Below are 16717 nucleotides of genomic sequence, written 5' to 3' on the forward strand. Positions count from 1 at the left end.
AAAAAGACCGAATCCGCAATGGATTCGGCCTGTCATAGCAATGCCATGTGTTATGGATTTTTCATACCGTCAACAACGGCACCGCCATATGCTGTTTTTTCTCATGTTTCTCTCATGCAACGTTAAGAAACCTCTCATCATGGCATGATATACTGTTGACGTTGCGCTACTCTATCCTAGCCCCTCACTACCTCTACCAGTAGCGGAATAGACACTACTAAAAGCCACCAGCCCCACGAAAAAACCCCGTAACGCGGCAACGTTACGGGGTTTTCATGTGTTCCATGAACACAATACATGCTACGTATAGTATACCCTACGCCGCCGTACAGCCAACAACCGTAAATCTTTCTTCTGTTTTTTTCATATATCTCTCATCATGGTGCGATATACGAAATGCGTTGCTCTACCCCATTCACCGCAACAGAAAAGAGGGACGTTCGAGGGGGTATACTATACTCCATTTACATTATACCCGTCATGCCGCCGTACAGTCAATGCTCATGACGAATATCCGCACCAACCAGCACAAGCCCGTTACGGACGTGCCGTACCGCCGCAGGCGGATGCGAAGAGCCTGACTGGCGAAACAAGCGGTATCCGAGCGAAGCGATTTTACCGCGCCGCCTGGCAGGCTCACAGCAAGGCGCGGGAGTTCCGGGCCGGCCTCTTTCTTTTTTGGTTACTTTTTCTTTCTGGCCGCTCAGAAAGAAAAAAGTAACACTGATGAAACGCAGCCGGGTTCATAACAATAACGGGCTACATGCCACAAACAATACATACGACATCAAAAAAGCCATGAAAAATCCCCGTAACGCCGCAATCGTTACGGGGATTTCGTGTGTCAAACGGACACAATACATTTTACGTACTCTGCTCTGCTTCTCTATTCCTAGCAACGGAAAGGGGAAATTAAATGGAAGCATTGAGTTCTGCTTATATTATACCCAATGCGCCGCTACACAGTCAATGCTCACACAAAAGATATCGACTCGAGCCAGCACAGCCCGTTACGGACGCGCCGTGCCGCCGCAGGCGGATGCGAAGAGCCTGACAGGCGGAAGAAGCGGTATCCGAGCGAAGTGATTGTACCGCGCAGAAAGAAAAAGTAACACTCCTATTTCTTTCCCCTATACTTTTTCGGGATTTTTTTCGGCGCGTCGCCGTCCAGGCCGTAGTGGCTGCGGAGCTTGCGCACGCCGCGGTTGATGACAGTCTGGATCGAGGGGATGGGGATGCCGTGTTCCTCGCTGATGGAGCGGAAGGTCCAGTCTTCTTTGTGCCGCAGACAGACGAGGCGGCGTTCCTTCTCGTCGAGGGTGTCCAAGGCCCGCTGAAGCTCTTCTTTTTCTTCCAGCTCAATGACCCGGCCCATGGGACAGACGGCATTCTGGTCTTCCAGATAGTCGGGCAGATCGGTCGTGCCGCCTTCGGGACAGTAGACGTTTTTTTCGAGCAGGGATTGTTCTTGCTTGTAGCGATAGGCATCATCGCCAAACTGCTTTCTGACGAACCGGACAATAGCCAGGGGGACATCTACGTTGTCCGCCAAGTCGTAAGAATAAATACATTCGATCAGAGCGGTAGTCGCGACCGAGCGGGCTTCGTGAATGCTGCCGTACACATAGCTGTATTTACGGGCCATGGATTGGATAAAGGGGTTGTACAGCTGACAAATATCTGCAATGGCATCGACGTCGCCCATCTGGACTTGACGGATGCATTGCCGTACAGGAATGGTCATACAATGTTGCCTCCTTGTAGGGCAAAACACCTTGAGCATACGCCCAAGGCATTTTGCGTTTTACTTATCATTATACCTTATTCGTCAAGAGTCTCGACCTGACGGGTAATGATGCGGCTGTCCTTCAAGGCCGTCAGATCGCCCTCGGCCGTCGCGAAAATTTTCTTTTCCAGCAGCGTGCTGACGGCGGCGTCGACGGTGCCTTTGTCGAGGCCTTCTTTGGGATTTTTGAGGGAATAGACGACGCTGTTTCCGGTGGCGTCGGCAAATTCAAGCTGTAAGGTTCTGGTTTTAGTCTGGATCATGGTATATTTCTCCTTTCGAAATGGAAAATACTGGCTTAGGCCGTAATTTCATTTTCAATGACTTCGCGAATCGACGTAATCGGGTCGTCCTGCAGGGTACCGATGGCCGCCGCTGCGGCGGTAATGCTTTCGGGCTCTGCCGAAGGCTTGAGGTGAGCGAAGGTCATCTGCCGCTTCTTCTGCGCCCCTTCGTGATCCTGATAGGAAACGGTGAGTTTCAACTTGCTGGAAATTGCAGTACGTTCTGCCATAATAGAATTCCTCCTTGTAGTGTGAATATGTTTTTCTGTCTTTGTCAGCGCAAAGACAGGAGAAAGCTAGGATTGCGTTATGTCCCAACGCAAAGGGAATGTTATTACTTTTTTTCTTTCTGCGCGGCCAGAAAGAAAAAAGTAATCAAAAAAAGAAAGAGGCCGGCCCGGAACTCCCGCGCCTTGCTGCGAGCCTTACAGGCGGCGCAGTAAAATCGCTTCGCTCGGATACTGCTTACTCCGCCTGTAAGGCTCTTCGCATCCGCCTGCGGCGGCACGGCGCGTCCGTAACGGGCGAAAAAACACCGCGCACTGTTCTCATATATTTCCGTACAGTAAGTCTTACTTATTAGATGGGCCGCTTTCTCATGATAAAATACATCAACGCATCGCTGAATAACACATTTAGTTTTAACAAGTGCAAAGTTCCTATGCTATGCGCTATCCAAAAGAGCTCATGGCCCTATGTTGAAAGCCCATGAAACCGTCATAAAAGATACGTGTTGTCTTGCAGCTGATTGTCCCGCCCATTACGGACGAGTCGTGCCGACGTCAGTCGGCTGCTGTACATGGCGCAGGCGGAAGAAACGGCATCCGAGCGAAGCGATTTTGCCGTGCCGCCTGCGCCATGTACGGCAAGACTCGGTAGTACCTGGGCGGCGGTTCTTTACGCTGTATAAGCGATACGCTGCGCGGTATGCGTCGCTTCGCTCCTTTACTGCGCGCGTCCTGCTTATCTTTGCATACTTTCTTTCTGACCGCTCAGAAAGAAAGTATGGGCACTTTCTGGCCACGCAGAAAGAAAAAAGTGACACTCCGGCCTAAAGGGGCCGCTCCCCTTTCAGCATATGTTTTACGCCGCCTTCCTTGCCATTCCCGGCCACTGCATGATCCCCGTGGCGATGGCCCGCGCTACGGCGTCGACGCGGCTCTGGTACTGGCGGACGTCGTAGTCGTTGTCGATAAAGCAGACTTCGACGATGACAGCGGGCATGGCCGTATTGCGCAGGACGAAGAGGCCCGGCCGTTCCTTCAGCCCGCGGTCGGGCAGGTTGAGGACGGCTTTGATGTTAGACTGAATGGCATGGCCCAGGAGCAGGCTTTCCGCCGTATGGGAGATGAGTGTTTCCGTGCCGGCGGCGCGTTTGTTGAAAGCGTTGAAATGAAGGGACACGAAGGCGTCGGCCTCGGCGTCGTTGGCTTCGCCGCAGACGGCGTACAGGTTATCCTGCTGTCCAAACAGGACGGCGACGCCGTTTCGTTCCAAATACCCTTTGACTTTCTGGGCCAGCTCATAGGCCAGGTCGCATTCGCGCAGTCCCAGGGCTTCGTTGACCGCGCCGGAATCAAGGAGCCGGTCGTGGCCGGCGTTGAGGTAGATTTTCATCGCTGTATTTCCTCCTAACGAAATATTGAATCAAACGAATCACAAATACAATGGTCTGTTTGTCGAGGTTTCTCAAACACTGCATAATCCGATGCATAGAATCGCCTCCTTCGTACAACTGCCATGTCGGCCGCCATGGCCTTCTGAATCTGTCGCGTCGGCGTCTCCTGCATGGGACAGCAGGCCGATAGTTCCTGTATGCCGAGACGCATCGAACCCCGGAACATCGGACGGGTATCCTTCGCCGCATTACATATAAATATGTATTATATACAGCGCAGGCCGCGCATCAGGACTTGCGCCGTCAGCCGGCGCATCCCAGGGTCTTCATGCTCAGGCTGATCGTCCCGTCGGGCTCCAGCTCCATGACCATCTGGTAGGGAGAGGCCGTCCGCTGTTGTTCTGCCGCATAGTCCATGCAATTCGTAATTTCCAGCCAGTTTCTCCGAATGACGTCGTCGCTGATGTCGGGAAACCGCCGGCGGGCAAACTCGCGCAGCTCCGGCCCGACGTCCTGTTTCGGCAAGGGGCTGCCCTGCCGCATCAAGTCGCAGACAGAGCGCAGCCGGCGGACGACGGCGGGATTTCTGCGGACCGGCGTCGGCGGCGGCATACTCTCGCGCCGCAGCATATCGCGGCGCATGGCCCGCCACTCGGCCAGGATTTCCGCGATGGTCGGCGCAAACTTACAGGTCTGAGCCAGGCGGGCGCCCAACTCCGCGCCTTGTTCCTCCGTCAGCCCGGCGGGCAGGCTGGTCCGCAACACGTGTATGAACTGCGGATTCATATTCATCCGCCTGCCGAAGCATGATACTAACGTATTCATCAACACTTGCATACCCATGGCAATCGTCCTTTCCCTTTCGCCGCGGCTGGCCGCCGCTGTTGGCGAGAATCGAGCGGATATAGTTGAGGTTGTTTCCCTCTGCGCCCCGCTCCTTGGCAATGGCTACGGCATGGCATACGGCCTCGCTACCCCATTCCCGTTCCAGCTCACCCAGGGCAAGGCACGCCGCCCGATGAACGCTGCCAAACACCTGAGCATAATATGCCGCGGCTTCGCTCCGCGCCGGCTCGGAAGGCTCCGCAGAGCCGCCGTCAGTCCTGCCAGCCTCTTCGCCCTGCTTCTGACGGAACCGGGCCACGCGGCTGCGTGTCTGCTGGCGGCGGCGTTCGTCCTTGTCGAAATCCTGCAATTCTTCCCAATCGACGAGGCGAATGCGTCCTTCTTCGTCGCGGCTGATGAGGTCTATCTGCTCTAAGAAATCGAGGGCTTTTTCCACGACGTCGCGGCGGCGGCGAAGGACGCGGGCGATGTATTCGCCGGTCAGGGGCACCTGCTCCGACAGGCAGGTATAGCCGTCGCAGTTAACCGTCCCGGCAATGTCCTTGAGCAAAAACCAGACGACGAAGTACGTCTCGCCGTGGCGCTGGCTGAGCATGGCCATGACCTTCGGGTCGCCAAACAATCCAATTTTTGTTTTCATCCAACGAAGTTGTTTCATTTTCGGTCCTCCCGTTCGTCAGCTCCTGGGGGCTGCGTTCTATAATAGTAAGGGAAAAGGCCCCGTCGTTTTATGTCTCCTCATGGAAAAATTTCTCTCCGTCTATTCCGTCCGTTCCGGGGCGACCGCCGTAACTCCGCAGCCTTCTTCTCTTTTCTCCCTCTTGTCTCCTCTGGTCTTGTCTTTTCTAGTCTAGGGCGTTACGTACGCGTTACAGCTATCGACAGAGGCGGCGAAAAACGGCATATCTATGCGGATGTTCACCTCTGCGCTGCCGCCGGACAGCAAGAAAAAAGCATGACAAAAGCCGCCCGATCCTGCGCCAAAGGGGCCGGAATCGAGCGGCTACATGCCAGCATTTGTCTGATCCTAACAGACAAAACGGTGAACAAACCGACAGCCTTCGTCCTGCCATTTCTATCAAATGACAGGCTGACAGACCGCGCCGCCGGAGCTATAATATATCAATATAGTATAACAAAGTCTTATACATGTATAGGAAGAATAATCCTACACAGCCTCGTCAGCGGACGGGGACGTAACGGATTTCCGCCTCTTCGTCCGTCCCTTCGAGCTTTAGGATGACCGGGCGCAGGCCATCGTTGCAGCTGCAGATGGCGACGTTGGGCTTGCCTATCCAGTCGCCGTGATAAAACAGAGTCTTGCCGTCGCCGTGGGCCAGGGCGAAGACGTACTGATAGATCGCCTTCCACGCTTCGTCGCAGAATCCCTCAGGCTTGGCGTAATCAGCGTAAAAGACCTGTCCCTCCCGCATCATGGGACAAGCCTGCAGTCCCGGAACGCCGTACTGGGCGGCCAGTTCCTGATCCAGCGTCGTTTTGAGTATGGTGATTTTTACTTTTTTCATGGCAGAGCTCCCTTCTCCGGCCGGGCCGGGTTGACTTGTATATCCTTCTTCTTTTATGATAAAAAAGAAAGGAAGAATTGTATAGTACGCACTTTTTTGACATATACTATGGCGAAAGGAAGTACCCCTCATGAGCATGAAGCCCTACGAAGGAGCCCTGCAGGCCTTGTCCGACGTCCCCTTCGGCTACACCCTGTCCCTAATCGGCGGCAAATGGCGGCTAATCATCTTGTATTTTCTCGTCGAATACGAGACCATCCGCTTCAACGAGCTGAAGCGAAAAATCGGGGCCATTACCTACAAGACGCTGAGCGAGCAGCTGAAAGGCATGGAGCGCGACGGCCTGATCGTCCGCCGTGAATATCCCCAAATCCCGCCGAAGGTCGAATACAGCCTGTCAGACAAAGGGCGCTCCCTCTACCCGATCATGGAAGCCATGTGCCGCTGGGGCGAGGCCCATCGGCCCGACGACACCACACCTGAACCCACGGAAAAGCCAGGCGAATAGCCCTGGCGCCATGACGCGCGCCTTGACGGCAGCGGGCTCAGCCGTTATAATAAAGGTGAAAAAAGCGAGGCTCTGTGCCAACACACGGTATAGCCCCCGCAATGGTTACAAAATTGTAGCCGTCTTAGCTCGCGAAAACTAAGGTGACGGCTACTTTTTTGTTACATTTTGCAACAAAACCACAAGAACGATAAGTAATAACAACGTTATGTTTGTATCGCTCATGGGCATCACCCCCGTTTCGTGCAGATTCGGGGGCTTTGTTCACCGCCTGCCGTGATGGCAGCAGATTTCAAAATGCATAAATACCCGTCTTAGCAGCTGTCTGCCGAGACGGGTATTTTTTCAGTATGATTCGTTATCAGAGTTCCACGCTTCGTCGGGAAGAGCCGTAATATCCGGCCAGGCAGCGTTAATGGCTTCGGCCATGAGGCGCTTGCCCGGCGGGTCGAGGTGGAGCCCGTCGACGGCCAGGTCTTCGCGCAGCTCGCCTCGTTCGTCGGCCATGCCGGGCGTAATGTCTACGTGCACCTGCGTCTTCACATAGGCGTTGACCGCCGCCATGGCTTCGCGCCAGCTCCGTACCGTATCCTGCCCAAAGGCCGCGCGGATGTTGGCCGGATTGAGGGGCGGCAAGGTGAGAAAGACGGGGCGGATGCCGTAGGCCAGGCATTTTGCTTTGACCTGCTCCATATCAGCAATGACCTCAGCCGGCTCGACGCCAGCACGGAGGCTGTTCGTTCCCATGAGGATGAGTAAATACGGCGGATGGAAGGGCGCAACATCCTTGTCAAACCGCTCGACGGCCGTGCGGCTCGTATCGCCGCTGAAGGACAGGTTAACCGTAGGAAAGGCCAGGTAATGGCCGTAGCTGAATTCCCAGTCTGCCGGCGAGTAGGACACGCTGCCGCCGCCGTGGCTGATGCTGTCTCCGTAAATAGCCGCCGCACAGGGCCGGCCCGGGTCGGTCGTATACGACGAGGCGTCGGAGTACACGCCCAGAGGACTGCCGTCGCTGCGGACGGCCCGGACTCGCCAATAGAAGGGCTGCGCCGACATGCGCGCCTGGCCGTCGTACTGATGGGCGATGGGCGTCGTATAGACGGCGATGCGGTGCCCCGAGGGCTCGATGCCGTTGGGATTTTCCGGCGGGGCGTCGAGGATCTCTACTTCGTAATGGTCGGCGTCGGGCATGGCGATCCAGTCGTATACGGGATAGAGCAGTGTCTGCCCTCTGCCCTGATTGTACGTCGACAGGGGCACAGGCTTTAGTACGTCCTGCTTCTGCCAGTCTACGGGCAAGGGCTCCAACTCGGAAAAGGGGCCGATGTCCTGGCCGCGCAGATTCAGAGGCTTGACGCGCCAATACAGGACGGGCTCGCGGCAGCCGGCGGGAAGCAGGATCTCGCAGGCCGTGTTATAGACGCGCTGCGCAGCCATGACCGGCTCGTAGCACGGCGACGGGCCGCCGCTATGGTGTTTTACAATCTGCACGTCGTACATGACGGCGCCGTCAATACGGCTCCAGCGCAGGACGGGACGGGGCGACGCCGGATTATCCGACGTGTAATGCGCTGCGGCAACGGGCTGCCGCCGGCAGTCCGTCTCAGTGCGGTCAAACAATAGATGGCGGGCCTGTTCCATCGGCGGGTCGATGAGCTCCTGGGGCTCCGCCGTCTGATAGGCCACGGCGCCGAGGCCCGCGCCCAGGGTAAGCGCCGTCAGGACAACGCAGCAGAGCGCGCTGTAACGCATGGCCTTCCCCTCCTTTCTTAACATCGAATGCAGCATAACGACGCGCCGCCGTCGGGCAGGAAGTCTGTCCCGTCGGCGGCGCGTATCGTATGGGGCCTACGAAGCTTCGGCAGGCTGCTGGGCTTCCGCCGCGGCCTGTTCGGCTTCTTCTTTGGCTTTCTTATCTGCTTCGTACTGTTTTTTCCACTCTTTGTTGAGCTTCTTGATTTCCTTTTCCGACAACATGGCCGGCTCGGCCTTCAAGGCTTTTTCCAGCGATTGGGTAATGGCCCCTCCGTCGTCGCCGGGCGCGCAGGTCATGATGCGCAGGCCGTTGACGTAAATGTCGGAGCCATGCCGGGCTACGTTCCATGCCGGCGGATAGATGGGAGCGTCCTTATGGGCCTTCTTGCCCTTTTCATCCTGCTGGTTCAGGGGCACGGCCTGGACCTTATCTTCGTCGATGGCCTCGCCGTACTCGTTGTGGGTCACGCGGGCCAGATTGCCTGCCGCCAGAAAGGCCCTGCGCCGCGGCGAATAGTCGCCCGACGGGACGGGATGAATGACGGGCTGGGCGTTGACGTACACGACGTCGCCGCCGACCTGGACGTGGTTCCCCGACCACTGGCTCATGCGGAAGGCCAGCTTTTCAATGCGGCTGGTCATCTGCGGATGGTTGTTCGGATTGATGATGCGCTTGAAGCCTTCCTGATACAGCTCGCCGTATTGTTCGTAGACGAGCTGCATGGATGAGGCCGCGCCGCCGACGTTGTACTGGGTGTTCTTGAAGACGTCGAACCCGTGGGCGTCGGCTTCCTTTTCCTGGTCCATCGTCACCACTTCGTTGTCGATGTAGTTAACGGCCACGCTGCCCAGGAGGACGTCGAGGACGTTGAGGTCGCCGCCGAGGGCCACGTCGACGAGGGTGGCGATGCCGATGCTCTTCAATACGCCGTTGACGGCGTGGCGTTTTTCGCCGTGCTGCATTTCATGGCACAGCGTAAAGGCCAGCTCGTCGTCGCTCAGGGCGTCCATCATGCCCTTGTTGACGGAAATGACGCCGCCGATGGTTTCAAAGGCGTTCAGGTCCTCCGACGGGTTGGCGTACACGTCGTATTGGCGTTCGATCATGCCCGTGGCTACGATGTTGCGCTGAATCCCTTCCAGGCGGTCGCCGTAGGCTTCGCCGGCAACGACGCCCGTCTTGGCCTGGGTACTGGCCAGCATCTGCTGCTTCGCGCCGTCGTCCATTTTTGTCAGCTGCTGCTTTGCCAAGGCCATAGCGGCGGCCCCGTAGGCCAGGGTCTGCCACCACGACGCGGCCATCGCCGTGCCGACGGGGGCGGCGAACAAGGTCAGGCTCAGGAAGCCTGCCGTCAAGGCTTTCTTCCAATGTATCATGTTATACCATCTCCTTTGGCGAGGACTGGCAGAGGGCTTCCTTTTCTGCCCGCGGCATCTGCTTGATCTGCCATTCCCAGTGCATCGCGTCGTGCTTCGTCGGGAAGGCCCGGCTCCACACGAGGCGGACGGGACGACGGGAACGAGTATACTTAGCGCCGCGGCCCGCGTTGTGAGCGGCGACGCGCTTGTCTACGTCCAAGGTCCAGCCGGTGTACAGCGTACCGTCGGCGCAGCGCACCATGTAGGTATAAAACGGCATGGAAACTCTTAGAGCGTATCCGTAATGGCGACGGTTTCGAGAACTACGTCGTCGAGGGGACGGTCAAAACGGTTCGTCGGCACTTGGCTGAGGGCTTCGACGACGTCGTAGTTTTTGACGACCTTACCGAAAATGGAATGGTGGTTCTGGAGCCACGGCGTCGGCACGACGGTGACGAAGAACTGGGAGCTGCCCGTGTTGGGGCCGGCATTGGCCATGGCCAGGACGCCCGGTTCGGCAAAGGTCAGGGACGGATCGAATTCGTCGGGAATCATTTCGTCCGAGCCGCCGTAACCCGTGCCTTCCGGGTCGCCGCCCTGAATCATGAACTGGGGAATGATGCGGTGGAAAATCGTGCCGTCGTAAAAGCCCGATTCGGCCAGCTTGCGGAAGTTCGCCACCGTAATGGGCGCTTTGTCGGGGAATAATTCGACGGTAAAATCGCCGTGATTGGTCTTAAATACTGCGTATACTGTGTCTGCCATCGTACAGCCTCCTATTTTGTATTCTTTATATACACTTATTATAGCATAAGAAAGGATGATAATATATCTGCTGTATGAGCGAATAAAAGGACAGTCTTGCTGTACAGCTGAAATTCCTGATACATCCTGTTCCGGCAGCATCACGCTGAACATATGCTTGTAAGAAATTATACTATATTCTCGCCCGATACGCCACGTTCCGCAGCTAATTCGTTCCGGGCCTGCCGTCGCTCGACTTGACAAATCGAATGAACGGCGGTATAGTATATTCATTCATCAGATATTTAACTAGTTAATTATCTGATTTTTATTTTGCTATATAGTTAACTAGTTATCTACTTCTAAAGGGAAAGGTCTTGAGAACTATGACTAAAGCTCCGTTATGGACGAAACGTTTCGTCGCTATCATTTTGGCAAACGGCTTATTATTCGCCAGCTTTCAATGCCTCTTGCCGACAATGCCCATGTACGCCGCGTCACTCGGCGCATCAGGGTTGGAGTTAGGTATTATTTCCGGTATCTTCGGCGTATCTTCGATTTGTATCCGCTTCTTTACAGACAATCTCGTTGCCCGGCTTGGCAAAAAAAAGTGTTTATACCTGGGATTATTTTTTTCGTTAGCTGCCGCAGCGGCATACGCCTACTTTATTTCAATCGCAATGCTTACAGCCGCCCGCATCATTCAAGGATTGGGATTTGGCTTGGGATCCACCTTTGCCGCCGCCCTGGCCGTCGATATTATTCCTTCATCGCGCCGCGGCGAAGGCCTCGGCTATTTTAGTACCAGCAACGCTGTCGCCATGGGCATCGCTCCAGCTGCAGGCGTTTCCTTACTGACAGGGCTGGGTTCCGACGCGCTGTTTGGCTTTTCCTTTTTAACGGCTGCCCTGGCTATGGTCTGCGCTTTTTTCAGCAACGAATCGCTCAGCGCTATCCGCAGAACCCGCCGCATGACTAAAACCAAAGTTTCCTGGAAAAATCGCTTTTTTGAATCAGGCACGGGGTTTCCTGCCTTTTTCACAATGCTGTTCGGATTTTCTTACGGCAGCGTCAACACCTTCGTCGCCATGATGGCGCAGGAAGCTCATATTGAACGAGCTGGTTTATTTTTCGTCGTCGGCACCTTCTTCGTCTTTGCTACTCGAACCTTCGGCGGACGAGTGTACGACCGCAAAGGGCCGATTTGGGTCCTGCTCCCGGGCATCATCGCCTATGCCGTAGCCGCTTTCATCATTATTCATGCGTCATCCTTCATCATGCTTATGACAGCTTCAGTCTTTTATGGAACAGGAGCCGGACTCATCATCCCGTCCCTGATGACCTGGCTGTTTAACGCCGCCCTTCCTGAACGCCGCAGCAACGCCAGCGCAACGTATTACAATATGCTGGATGTCGGTACTTGTATCGGTATCATTGGTCTTGGAAGTGCCGCCGCTTCTATTGGATATATTAAAATGTATTATTTTGTCTTAGCCGCTATGCTGATATTCCTCGTTGTATTTCTTGTACAGCATATATTAAAACTCGGCGCCTATCAAAGAAAGGAGATTTCCCATGTCTGATACGATTATGCTAGACGACGCCCTCATCCATCATATGTACCTGGTCATGCGCGCCTTTACGAAAGGCGTCAACGAAGCCTTAAAACCACTTAATTTATACAGCTCCGAGTGGACCGTCCTCAACTTCGTCGCCAAGCACGACTCCTTTCCTCAGTCGGACATCGCCGCGGCGCTGGAAATCGAAGGAGCAGCCATTTCCAAGACCCTGAGCAAGATGGAGCAGAAAGGACTCATCGTGCGGACGAGCAGCCAGGACAAACGGGAAAAACGCATTTCCCTCACAGAAAAGGGCCGGGAACTGTACCCCCTGGCAGCCCAGGCCGCCGGCAGCCACCGCAGCGCCGTCTTAGCAGGCCTCTCGCCGGACGACCGGCGGCAGATGCTGTCCTTCATCCAGTCCATGCTGGATCATATCCACAGCGATTAATTCATACAAAAAAACTGCAATATTGCAAATCCGTTGTATTTACAACAGACAGATACCTCCTTTGCCACTATACTTAGTATATCAACTGAAATGAGTATCGTTCCAAAGGAGGTCTTTACTATGGAAAATAAAATGTTCTGTTTTCAATGTGAGCAAACGATGAGAGGCACTGGCTGCACGGGCTGCGCCGGCGTATGCGGCAAATCGGCTGCCGCAGCAGATTTGCAGGATGAACTGACCAGCGCCCTCATCGGCCTGGCCCGCGTCTGTCAGACAAATGCTCCGACAGCCCAGACGCACCGCCTCGTGCTGGAAGCTTTATTTACAACGATTACTAACGTCAACTTCGACGAATCAACTATTCAGATCATGATAGATAGAGTGCGTGCGGAAAAAGCGGCTCTCGGCGGACAGGCCGGCGACTATGACGTCCGTCAGATTTGGAAAGCCGACGAAGATATCCGCTCCCTGAAATCGCTCATCCTCTTCGGCCTGCGCGGCATGGCAGCCTACGCCTATCACGCCCTCATGCTGGGCCGCAGCAGCGAAGAGGTCGATGCCTTCTTCTTGAAGGGATTGGCTGCCCTCGGCGAAGACTGGGGCATGGACGAGCTCCTGCCCATCGTCATGGAAACGGGCAAGGTCAACCTGACCTGCATGGCTCTCCTCGACGAAGCCAACACGACGGCGTACGGCACGCCGACGCCGACGACGGTTCCCCTGACGATTGAAAAGGGCCCCTTTATCATCGTAACAGGCCACGACCTGAAGGATTTGGAACTGCTCCTGAAGCAGACCGAAGGAAAAGGCATCAACATCTATACCCACGGCGAAATGCTGCCGGCCCACGGCTATCCCCTGCTCAAGAAATACGGCCATTTGAAGGGCAACTTCGGCACGGCCTGGCAGAATCAGCAGAAGGAATTTGACAACGTTCCCGGTGCTATCCTGTTCACGACAAACTGCCTCATGCCGCCCCGCAGCTCGTACAGCGACCGCGTCTTCACGACGGAAGTCGTCTCCTACCCCGGTCTCGTCCACATCGGCGAAGATAAGGACTTTACGCCGGTCATCGAAAAGGCCCTGGCCCTGGGCGGATACAGCGAAGAACAGCATTTCACGGGCATCAACGGCGGCACGACGGTCATGACCGGCTTCGGTCACGGCACAGTTCTTTCTGTCGCCGACAAAGTCATCGACGCAGTCAAAGGCGGCGCCATCAAACACTTCTTCCTCGTCGGCGGCTGCGACGGCGCCCGTCCGGGCCGCAATTACTATACGGACTTTGTCAAACAGACGCCGGCTGACACGGTCATCCTGACCTTGGCCTGCGGCAAATACCGCTTCAACGACCTCGACCTCGGCACTATCGGCGGCCTGCCCCGCATCATGGATATGGGCCAGTGCAACGACGCCTACAGTGCCATCAAAGTAGCAGTCGCCCTGTCAGAAGCCTTTGGCTGCGGCGTCAACGACCTGCCTCTCACCCTGGTTCTCTCCTGGTACGAGCAGAAGGCCGTCTGCATCCTCCTCACGCTCCTGTACCTAGGACTCAAGAACATTTACCTCGGCCCGACGCTGCCGGCCTTCGTATCGCCGAATGTCCTGAACTTCCTCGTAGAAAACTACAACATCACCCCCATTTCCACACCGGAAGAAGACTTGAAAAAGATTTTAGGCTAATCCCCTTCCCATCAGCTCGCTGCGGCACACCTCGCCGCAGCGAGTTTTTCTATGCCTCCAGCTCATAATATAACGCCCCTCTCCCTATGGCATAAAGGCAAATCGTGATACAATACAAATAAGAATAGTAAAAAAGGAGGCGGCTATGGCTCAGCAATTAAACCGGCTAAACGACGTATTTTTCAAATATCTGCTCGGCGATGCGAAAAAGAAATTTCTCACGCTGAGCTTTATCAACGGAATCCTGAACCGGACCGACGATACATTGTTCACCGATTTAGAGTTCTTAGACAAAGAAATGACGCCCATCATGCAGGACGGCAAGGTATCTGTCCTGGATATCCGGGCGAAAATGAACGACGGCACTCAGGTCAATATTGAAGTACAGGTCTGCAAAGACCCGGACATGGCCCGCCGTTCCCTCTACTATTGGGCAAAAATGTACGGCAGCGAGCTCCGAGAAGGCGAGCCCTATGACAAGCTCATGCCGGCCATTTCCATCAACCTGATGGATTTCAACGCCTTTGCCCAGTATACGGCATGCCATCATTCATACCATATCTGCAACGATGAAACAAAGGACATCCTCATCGACGATTTAGAAATGCACTTTATCGAGCTGGAAAAAATCCGCATCGGCGACATCCGCAAGCTGCGGAAATCAGAGCGCTGGATCGCCTATTTTTCCCACCAATGCAGCGACGAAGAACGGGAGGTGCTGGCTATGAGCGAACCGGCCATCAAAGAAGCGATGAAATGTGAAATGTATTTCACCCAGGACGAAAAGCTGCGCCGGAAATACGAAATTCAGGAAAAAGCGCGGCGCGACTATATTTCTATGATGCACAATATCGAAAAGAGCCGGACCGAAGGCTGGCAGAAAGGCCTCGAAGAAGGACGGGCCGAGGGCTTAGCCGAGGGCCGGGAAGAAGGACGGGCCGAAGGTCGAGAAGAAGGTCGGCTGGAGGAACGGAAACGTTTTACGGAACAAACCGTAGCGACGATGCTCCAGGAAGGCCTGTCCCATGAACTGATCGCCCGCATCATGAACCTGCCAGTAGAAACCATCCAGGCCATTGCCGCCGCCCAGCCTGCGCCGGCAGCAGAGTAATTGTATAAAAAACATCAGGTACGTGAAGCCGTTCCTGATGTTTTTCTTTGGCTGCCCCATGATATTGAGATAAACAGGGCAGCCCATTGGCATGGCAAGGAGATGAAATTCATGTATTCCTCTATATTAGAACCAATCAATGCCTATATTCTCAGCCGTCAACGTCAATTCATAGAATTGCTGCGCCAGATTATCACCATTCCCTCGCCGACGGGACAGGAGGGAGAAAAGGCCGCCTGGGTGCTGGCATACCTGCATTCTCTGGGCCAAGGGCAGGCCTACGTCGACGCGGCAGGCAACGTCCTCTGTCCCTGCCAAATCGAGGGGCAGACAGCCTTTCCGCTGTACAGCGCCCATATGGACACCGTATTCGAAAGCCCTACGGATTTGACGCCCCGCATAGACGGCCATATCCTCGCTGCACCGTCGTGCGGCGACAACAGCGCCGGCGTCGCAGGACTGCTGTTCCTCATCGCCATGATTCAAGACCTGGATCTGTCCCTGCCGCAGGGAGCCCTCTTTGCCTTCAACGTCGGCGAAGAAGGCATGGGCAATCTCAAGGGCATGCGCCGCATCATGGCCGACTGGAAGGGGCGCATTACGGAAGTCGTCGCCGTCGACTGCACCTTCGACGACGTCGTCGCCATTCCTGTCGGGTCGCGCCGCTACCGCGTCTCCATCGAAGCCCAGGGCGGCCACAGCTGGATGCACTTCGGACACACCAGCGCCATCGCTGCCGCCGCGTCTATTATTTCCAAACTCTACAGCCTGCCTGTCCCAGCTGCTCCGAAGACGACGTATAACGTCGGCACCATCTGCGGCGGCACGACGATTAACTCCATCGCCGCCAGCGCCGAATTCACTGTCGATCTTCGCTCCGAATCGCATGACGAATTAGAACGACTGGACAACGCCTTTCTGCACCTCCTCGCCGACGCCGAACAAGACGGCCTGACCCTTACGACGACCCTTCTCGGCGAACGGCCCTGCAGCAGCGGCGCAGATATCTCGGCTCAATGCCGGCGCATCGCCGCCATCCGCAAACGGTACGGCCTCGGCACGCCCTTTATTTCCGGCAGTACCGACGCCAACATCCCCCTCAGCCTGGGCATCCCGGCCCTGTCCTTCGGCGTCTGCCGCAGCCACGACGAACACACGACCCACGAATGGCTGGAACTCGATACGATAGAAACGGGGCTGCAAATCCTGGCTGAATATATGCTGACGGATTCAACTTTCACTATATGATGTACTGCTTGGCTATCTTGGCGATACGCACATCTGTCTGTTATACTAAAAGAAAAGAAGCAAAGGGGTGTGCAGCATTATGAAAAAACACATTTTTATTATGATTAGCCTATTATTCGTATTACTGTTTTCATGTACATATGCAAGTGCGATTGACTTAACACAAGATAAATATGTTAAGGTATATGAAGATATGACAAAGGCTATCTATATGAATATTAATTCTCCTACTGTTA

At 55.1% G+C, this 16717-nt stretch carries 17 protein-coding genes; 6 read left to right on the top strand and 11 right to left on the bottom strand.

The features are described 5' to 3' along the window. Nucleotides 1-1117: 1117 nt before the first annotated feature. The 7 genes from E0L13_RS11165 to E0L13_RS11195 all read right to left on the bottom strand — a co-directional run bounded on the left by E0L13_RS11165 (nucleotide 1118) and on the right by E0L13_RS11195 (nucleotide 6060). On the bottom strand, nucleotides 1118-1744 hold the full coding sequence (locus E0L13_RS11165; RefSeq protein ID WP_168062442.1) for a sigma factor-like helix-turn-helix DNA-binding protein: 627 nt from the start codon (nucleotides 1742-1744) through the stop codon (nucleotides 1118-1120). A 77-nt stretch (nucleotides 1745-1821) separates the two neighbouring features. After that, nucleotides 1822-2049, bottom strand: a complete 228-nt coding sequence (locus E0L13_RS11170) for a DUF2922 domain-containing protein (protein WP_168062444.1) — start codon at nucleotides 2047-2049, stop codon at nucleotides 1822-1824. Between the two features lie 35 nt (nucleotides 2050-2084). Further along, nucleotides 2085-2300, bottom strand: coding sequence for a hypothetical protein (locus E0L13_RS11175; protein ID WP_168062446.1), 216 nt, complete (start codon nucleotides 2298-2300; stop codon nucleotides 2085-2087). Between the two features lie 853 nt (nucleotides 2301-3153). Continuing rightward, the gene (locus E0L13_RS11180) at nucleotides 3154-3687 is read right to left on the bottom strand and encodes an N-acetylmuramoyl-L-alanine amidase (protein WP_168062448.1); all 534 of its coding nucleotides are present in this window, start codon (nucleotides 3685-3687) and stop codon (nucleotides 3154-3156) included. A gap of 304 nt (nucleotides 3688-3991) precedes the next feature. After that, entirely contained in the window at nucleotides 3992-4453 is a 462-nt protein-coding gene (locus E0L13_RS11185; RefSeq protein ID WP_168062450.1) for a hypothetical protein, read from the bottom strand. Further along, the gene (locus tag E0L13_RS11190; RefSeq protein ID WP_168062452.1) at nucleotides 4374-5192 is read right to left on the bottom strand and encodes a phage replisome organizer N-terminal domain-containing protein; all 819 of its coding nucleotides are present in this window, start codon (nucleotides 5190-5192) and stop codon (nucleotides 4374-4376) included. Before E0L13_RS11190 ends, E0L13_RS11185 begins: the two co-directional genes overlap by 80 nt. Before the next feature lie 523 nt (nucleotides 5193-5715). Then, the gene (locus E0L13_RS11195) at nucleotides 5716-6060 is read right to left on the bottom strand and encodes a TIGR04076 family protein (RefSeq protein WP_168062454.1); all 345 of its coding nucleotides are present in this window, start codon (nucleotides 6058-6060) and stop codon (nucleotides 5716-5718) included. A gap of 130 nt (nucleotides 6061-6190) precedes the next feature. On the opposite strand from E0L13_RS11195, the gene E0L13_RS11200 reads away from it, so the two are divergent. Next, nucleotides 6191-6568, top strand: coding sequence for a helix-turn-helix domain-containing protein (locus tag E0L13_RS11200; RefSeq protein ID WP_107195407.1), 378 nt, complete (start codon nucleotides 6191-6193; stop codon nucleotides 6566-6568). Nucleotides 6569-6913: 345 nt separating this feature from the next. On the opposite strand, the gene E0L13_RS11205 is transcribed toward E0L13_RS11200, so the two are convergent. The 4 genes from E0L13_RS11205 to E0L13_RS11220 form a co-directional block, all read right to left on the bottom strand. Then, entirely contained in the window at nucleotides 6914-8323 is a 1410-nt protein-coding gene (locus E0L13_RS11205; protein WP_168062455.1) for a GDSL-type esterase/lipase family protein, read from the bottom strand. A 96-nt stretch (nucleotides 8324-8419) separates the two neighbouring features. Further along, nucleotides 8420-9703, bottom strand: coding sequence for a M48 family metallopeptidase (locus E0L13_RS11210; protein WP_168062457.1), 1284 nt, complete (start codon nucleotides 9701-9703; stop codon nucleotides 8420-8422). Between the two features lies 1 nt (nucleotide 9704). Continuing rightward, nucleotides 9705-9965, bottom strand: a complete 261-nt coding sequence (locus tag E0L13_RS11215) for a GIY-YIG nuclease family protein (RefSeq protein ID WP_168062459.1) — start codon at nucleotides 9963-9965, stop codon at nucleotides 9705-9707. An 8-nt stretch (nucleotides 9966-9973) separates the two neighbouring features. Continuing rightward, a complete protein-coding gene (locus tag E0L13_RS11220; RefSeq protein WP_087477969.1) occupies nucleotides 9974-10450 on the bottom strand; it encodes a peptidylprolyl isomerase in 477 nt (158 codons plus the stop codon). Between the two features lie 365 nt (nucleotides 10451-10815). Here E0L13_RS11220 and E0L13_RS11225 point away from each other — a divergent pair, with 365 nt between their 5' ends. The 5 genes from E0L13_RS11225 (at nucleotide 10816) to E0L13_RS11245 (ending at nucleotide 16481) form a co-directional block, all read left to right on the top strand. Then, on the top strand, nucleotides 10816-12012 hold the full coding sequence (locus E0L13_RS11225) for an MFS transporter (RefSeq protein WP_168062467.1): 1197 nt from the start codon (nucleotides 10816-10818) through the stop codon (nucleotides 12010-12012). Continuing rightward, nucleotides 12005-12439 (top strand): MarR family transcriptional regulator, encoded by a 435-nt coding sequence (locus tag E0L13_RS11230; protein ID WP_168062461.1) that lies wholly within the window; start codon nucleotides 12005-12007, stop codon nucleotides 12437-12439. Before E0L13_RS11225 ends, E0L13_RS11230 begins: the two co-directional genes overlap by 8 nt. A gap of 120 nt (nucleotides 12440-12559) precedes the next feature. Next, on the top strand, nucleotides 12560-14122 hold the full coding sequence (gene hcp, locus E0L13_RS11235; RefSeq protein ID WP_107195412.1) for a hydroxylamine reductase: 1563 nt from the start codon (nucleotides 12560-12562) through the stop codon (nucleotides 14120-14122). A gap of 145 nt (nucleotides 14123-14267) precedes the next feature. After that, nucleotides 14268-15233: an Rpn family recombination-promoting nuclease/putative transposase gene (locus E0L13_RS11240; RefSeq protein ID WP_168062463.1), complete on the top strand. Its 966-nt coding sequence runs from the start codon at nucleotides 14268-14270 to the stop codon at nucleotides 15231-15233. A 111-nt stretch (nucleotides 15234-15344) separates the two neighbouring features. Beyond that, nucleotides 15345-16481 carry a M20/M25/M40 family metallo-hydrolase gene (locus tag E0L13_RS11245; protein ID WP_168062465.1) on the top strand — a complete coding sequence of 379 codons (1137 nt, stop codon included), beginning with the start codon at nucleotides 15345-15347 and terminating at the stop codon, nucleotides 16479-16481. Nucleotides 16482-16717: the final 236 nt, after the last annotated feature.

It is taken from the genome of Megasphaera sp. SW808, from assembly GCF_012027795.1.
Taxonomy (GTDB): Bacteria; Bacillota; Negativicutes; order Veillonellales; family Megasphaeraceae; genus Megasphaera; species Megasphaera stantonii.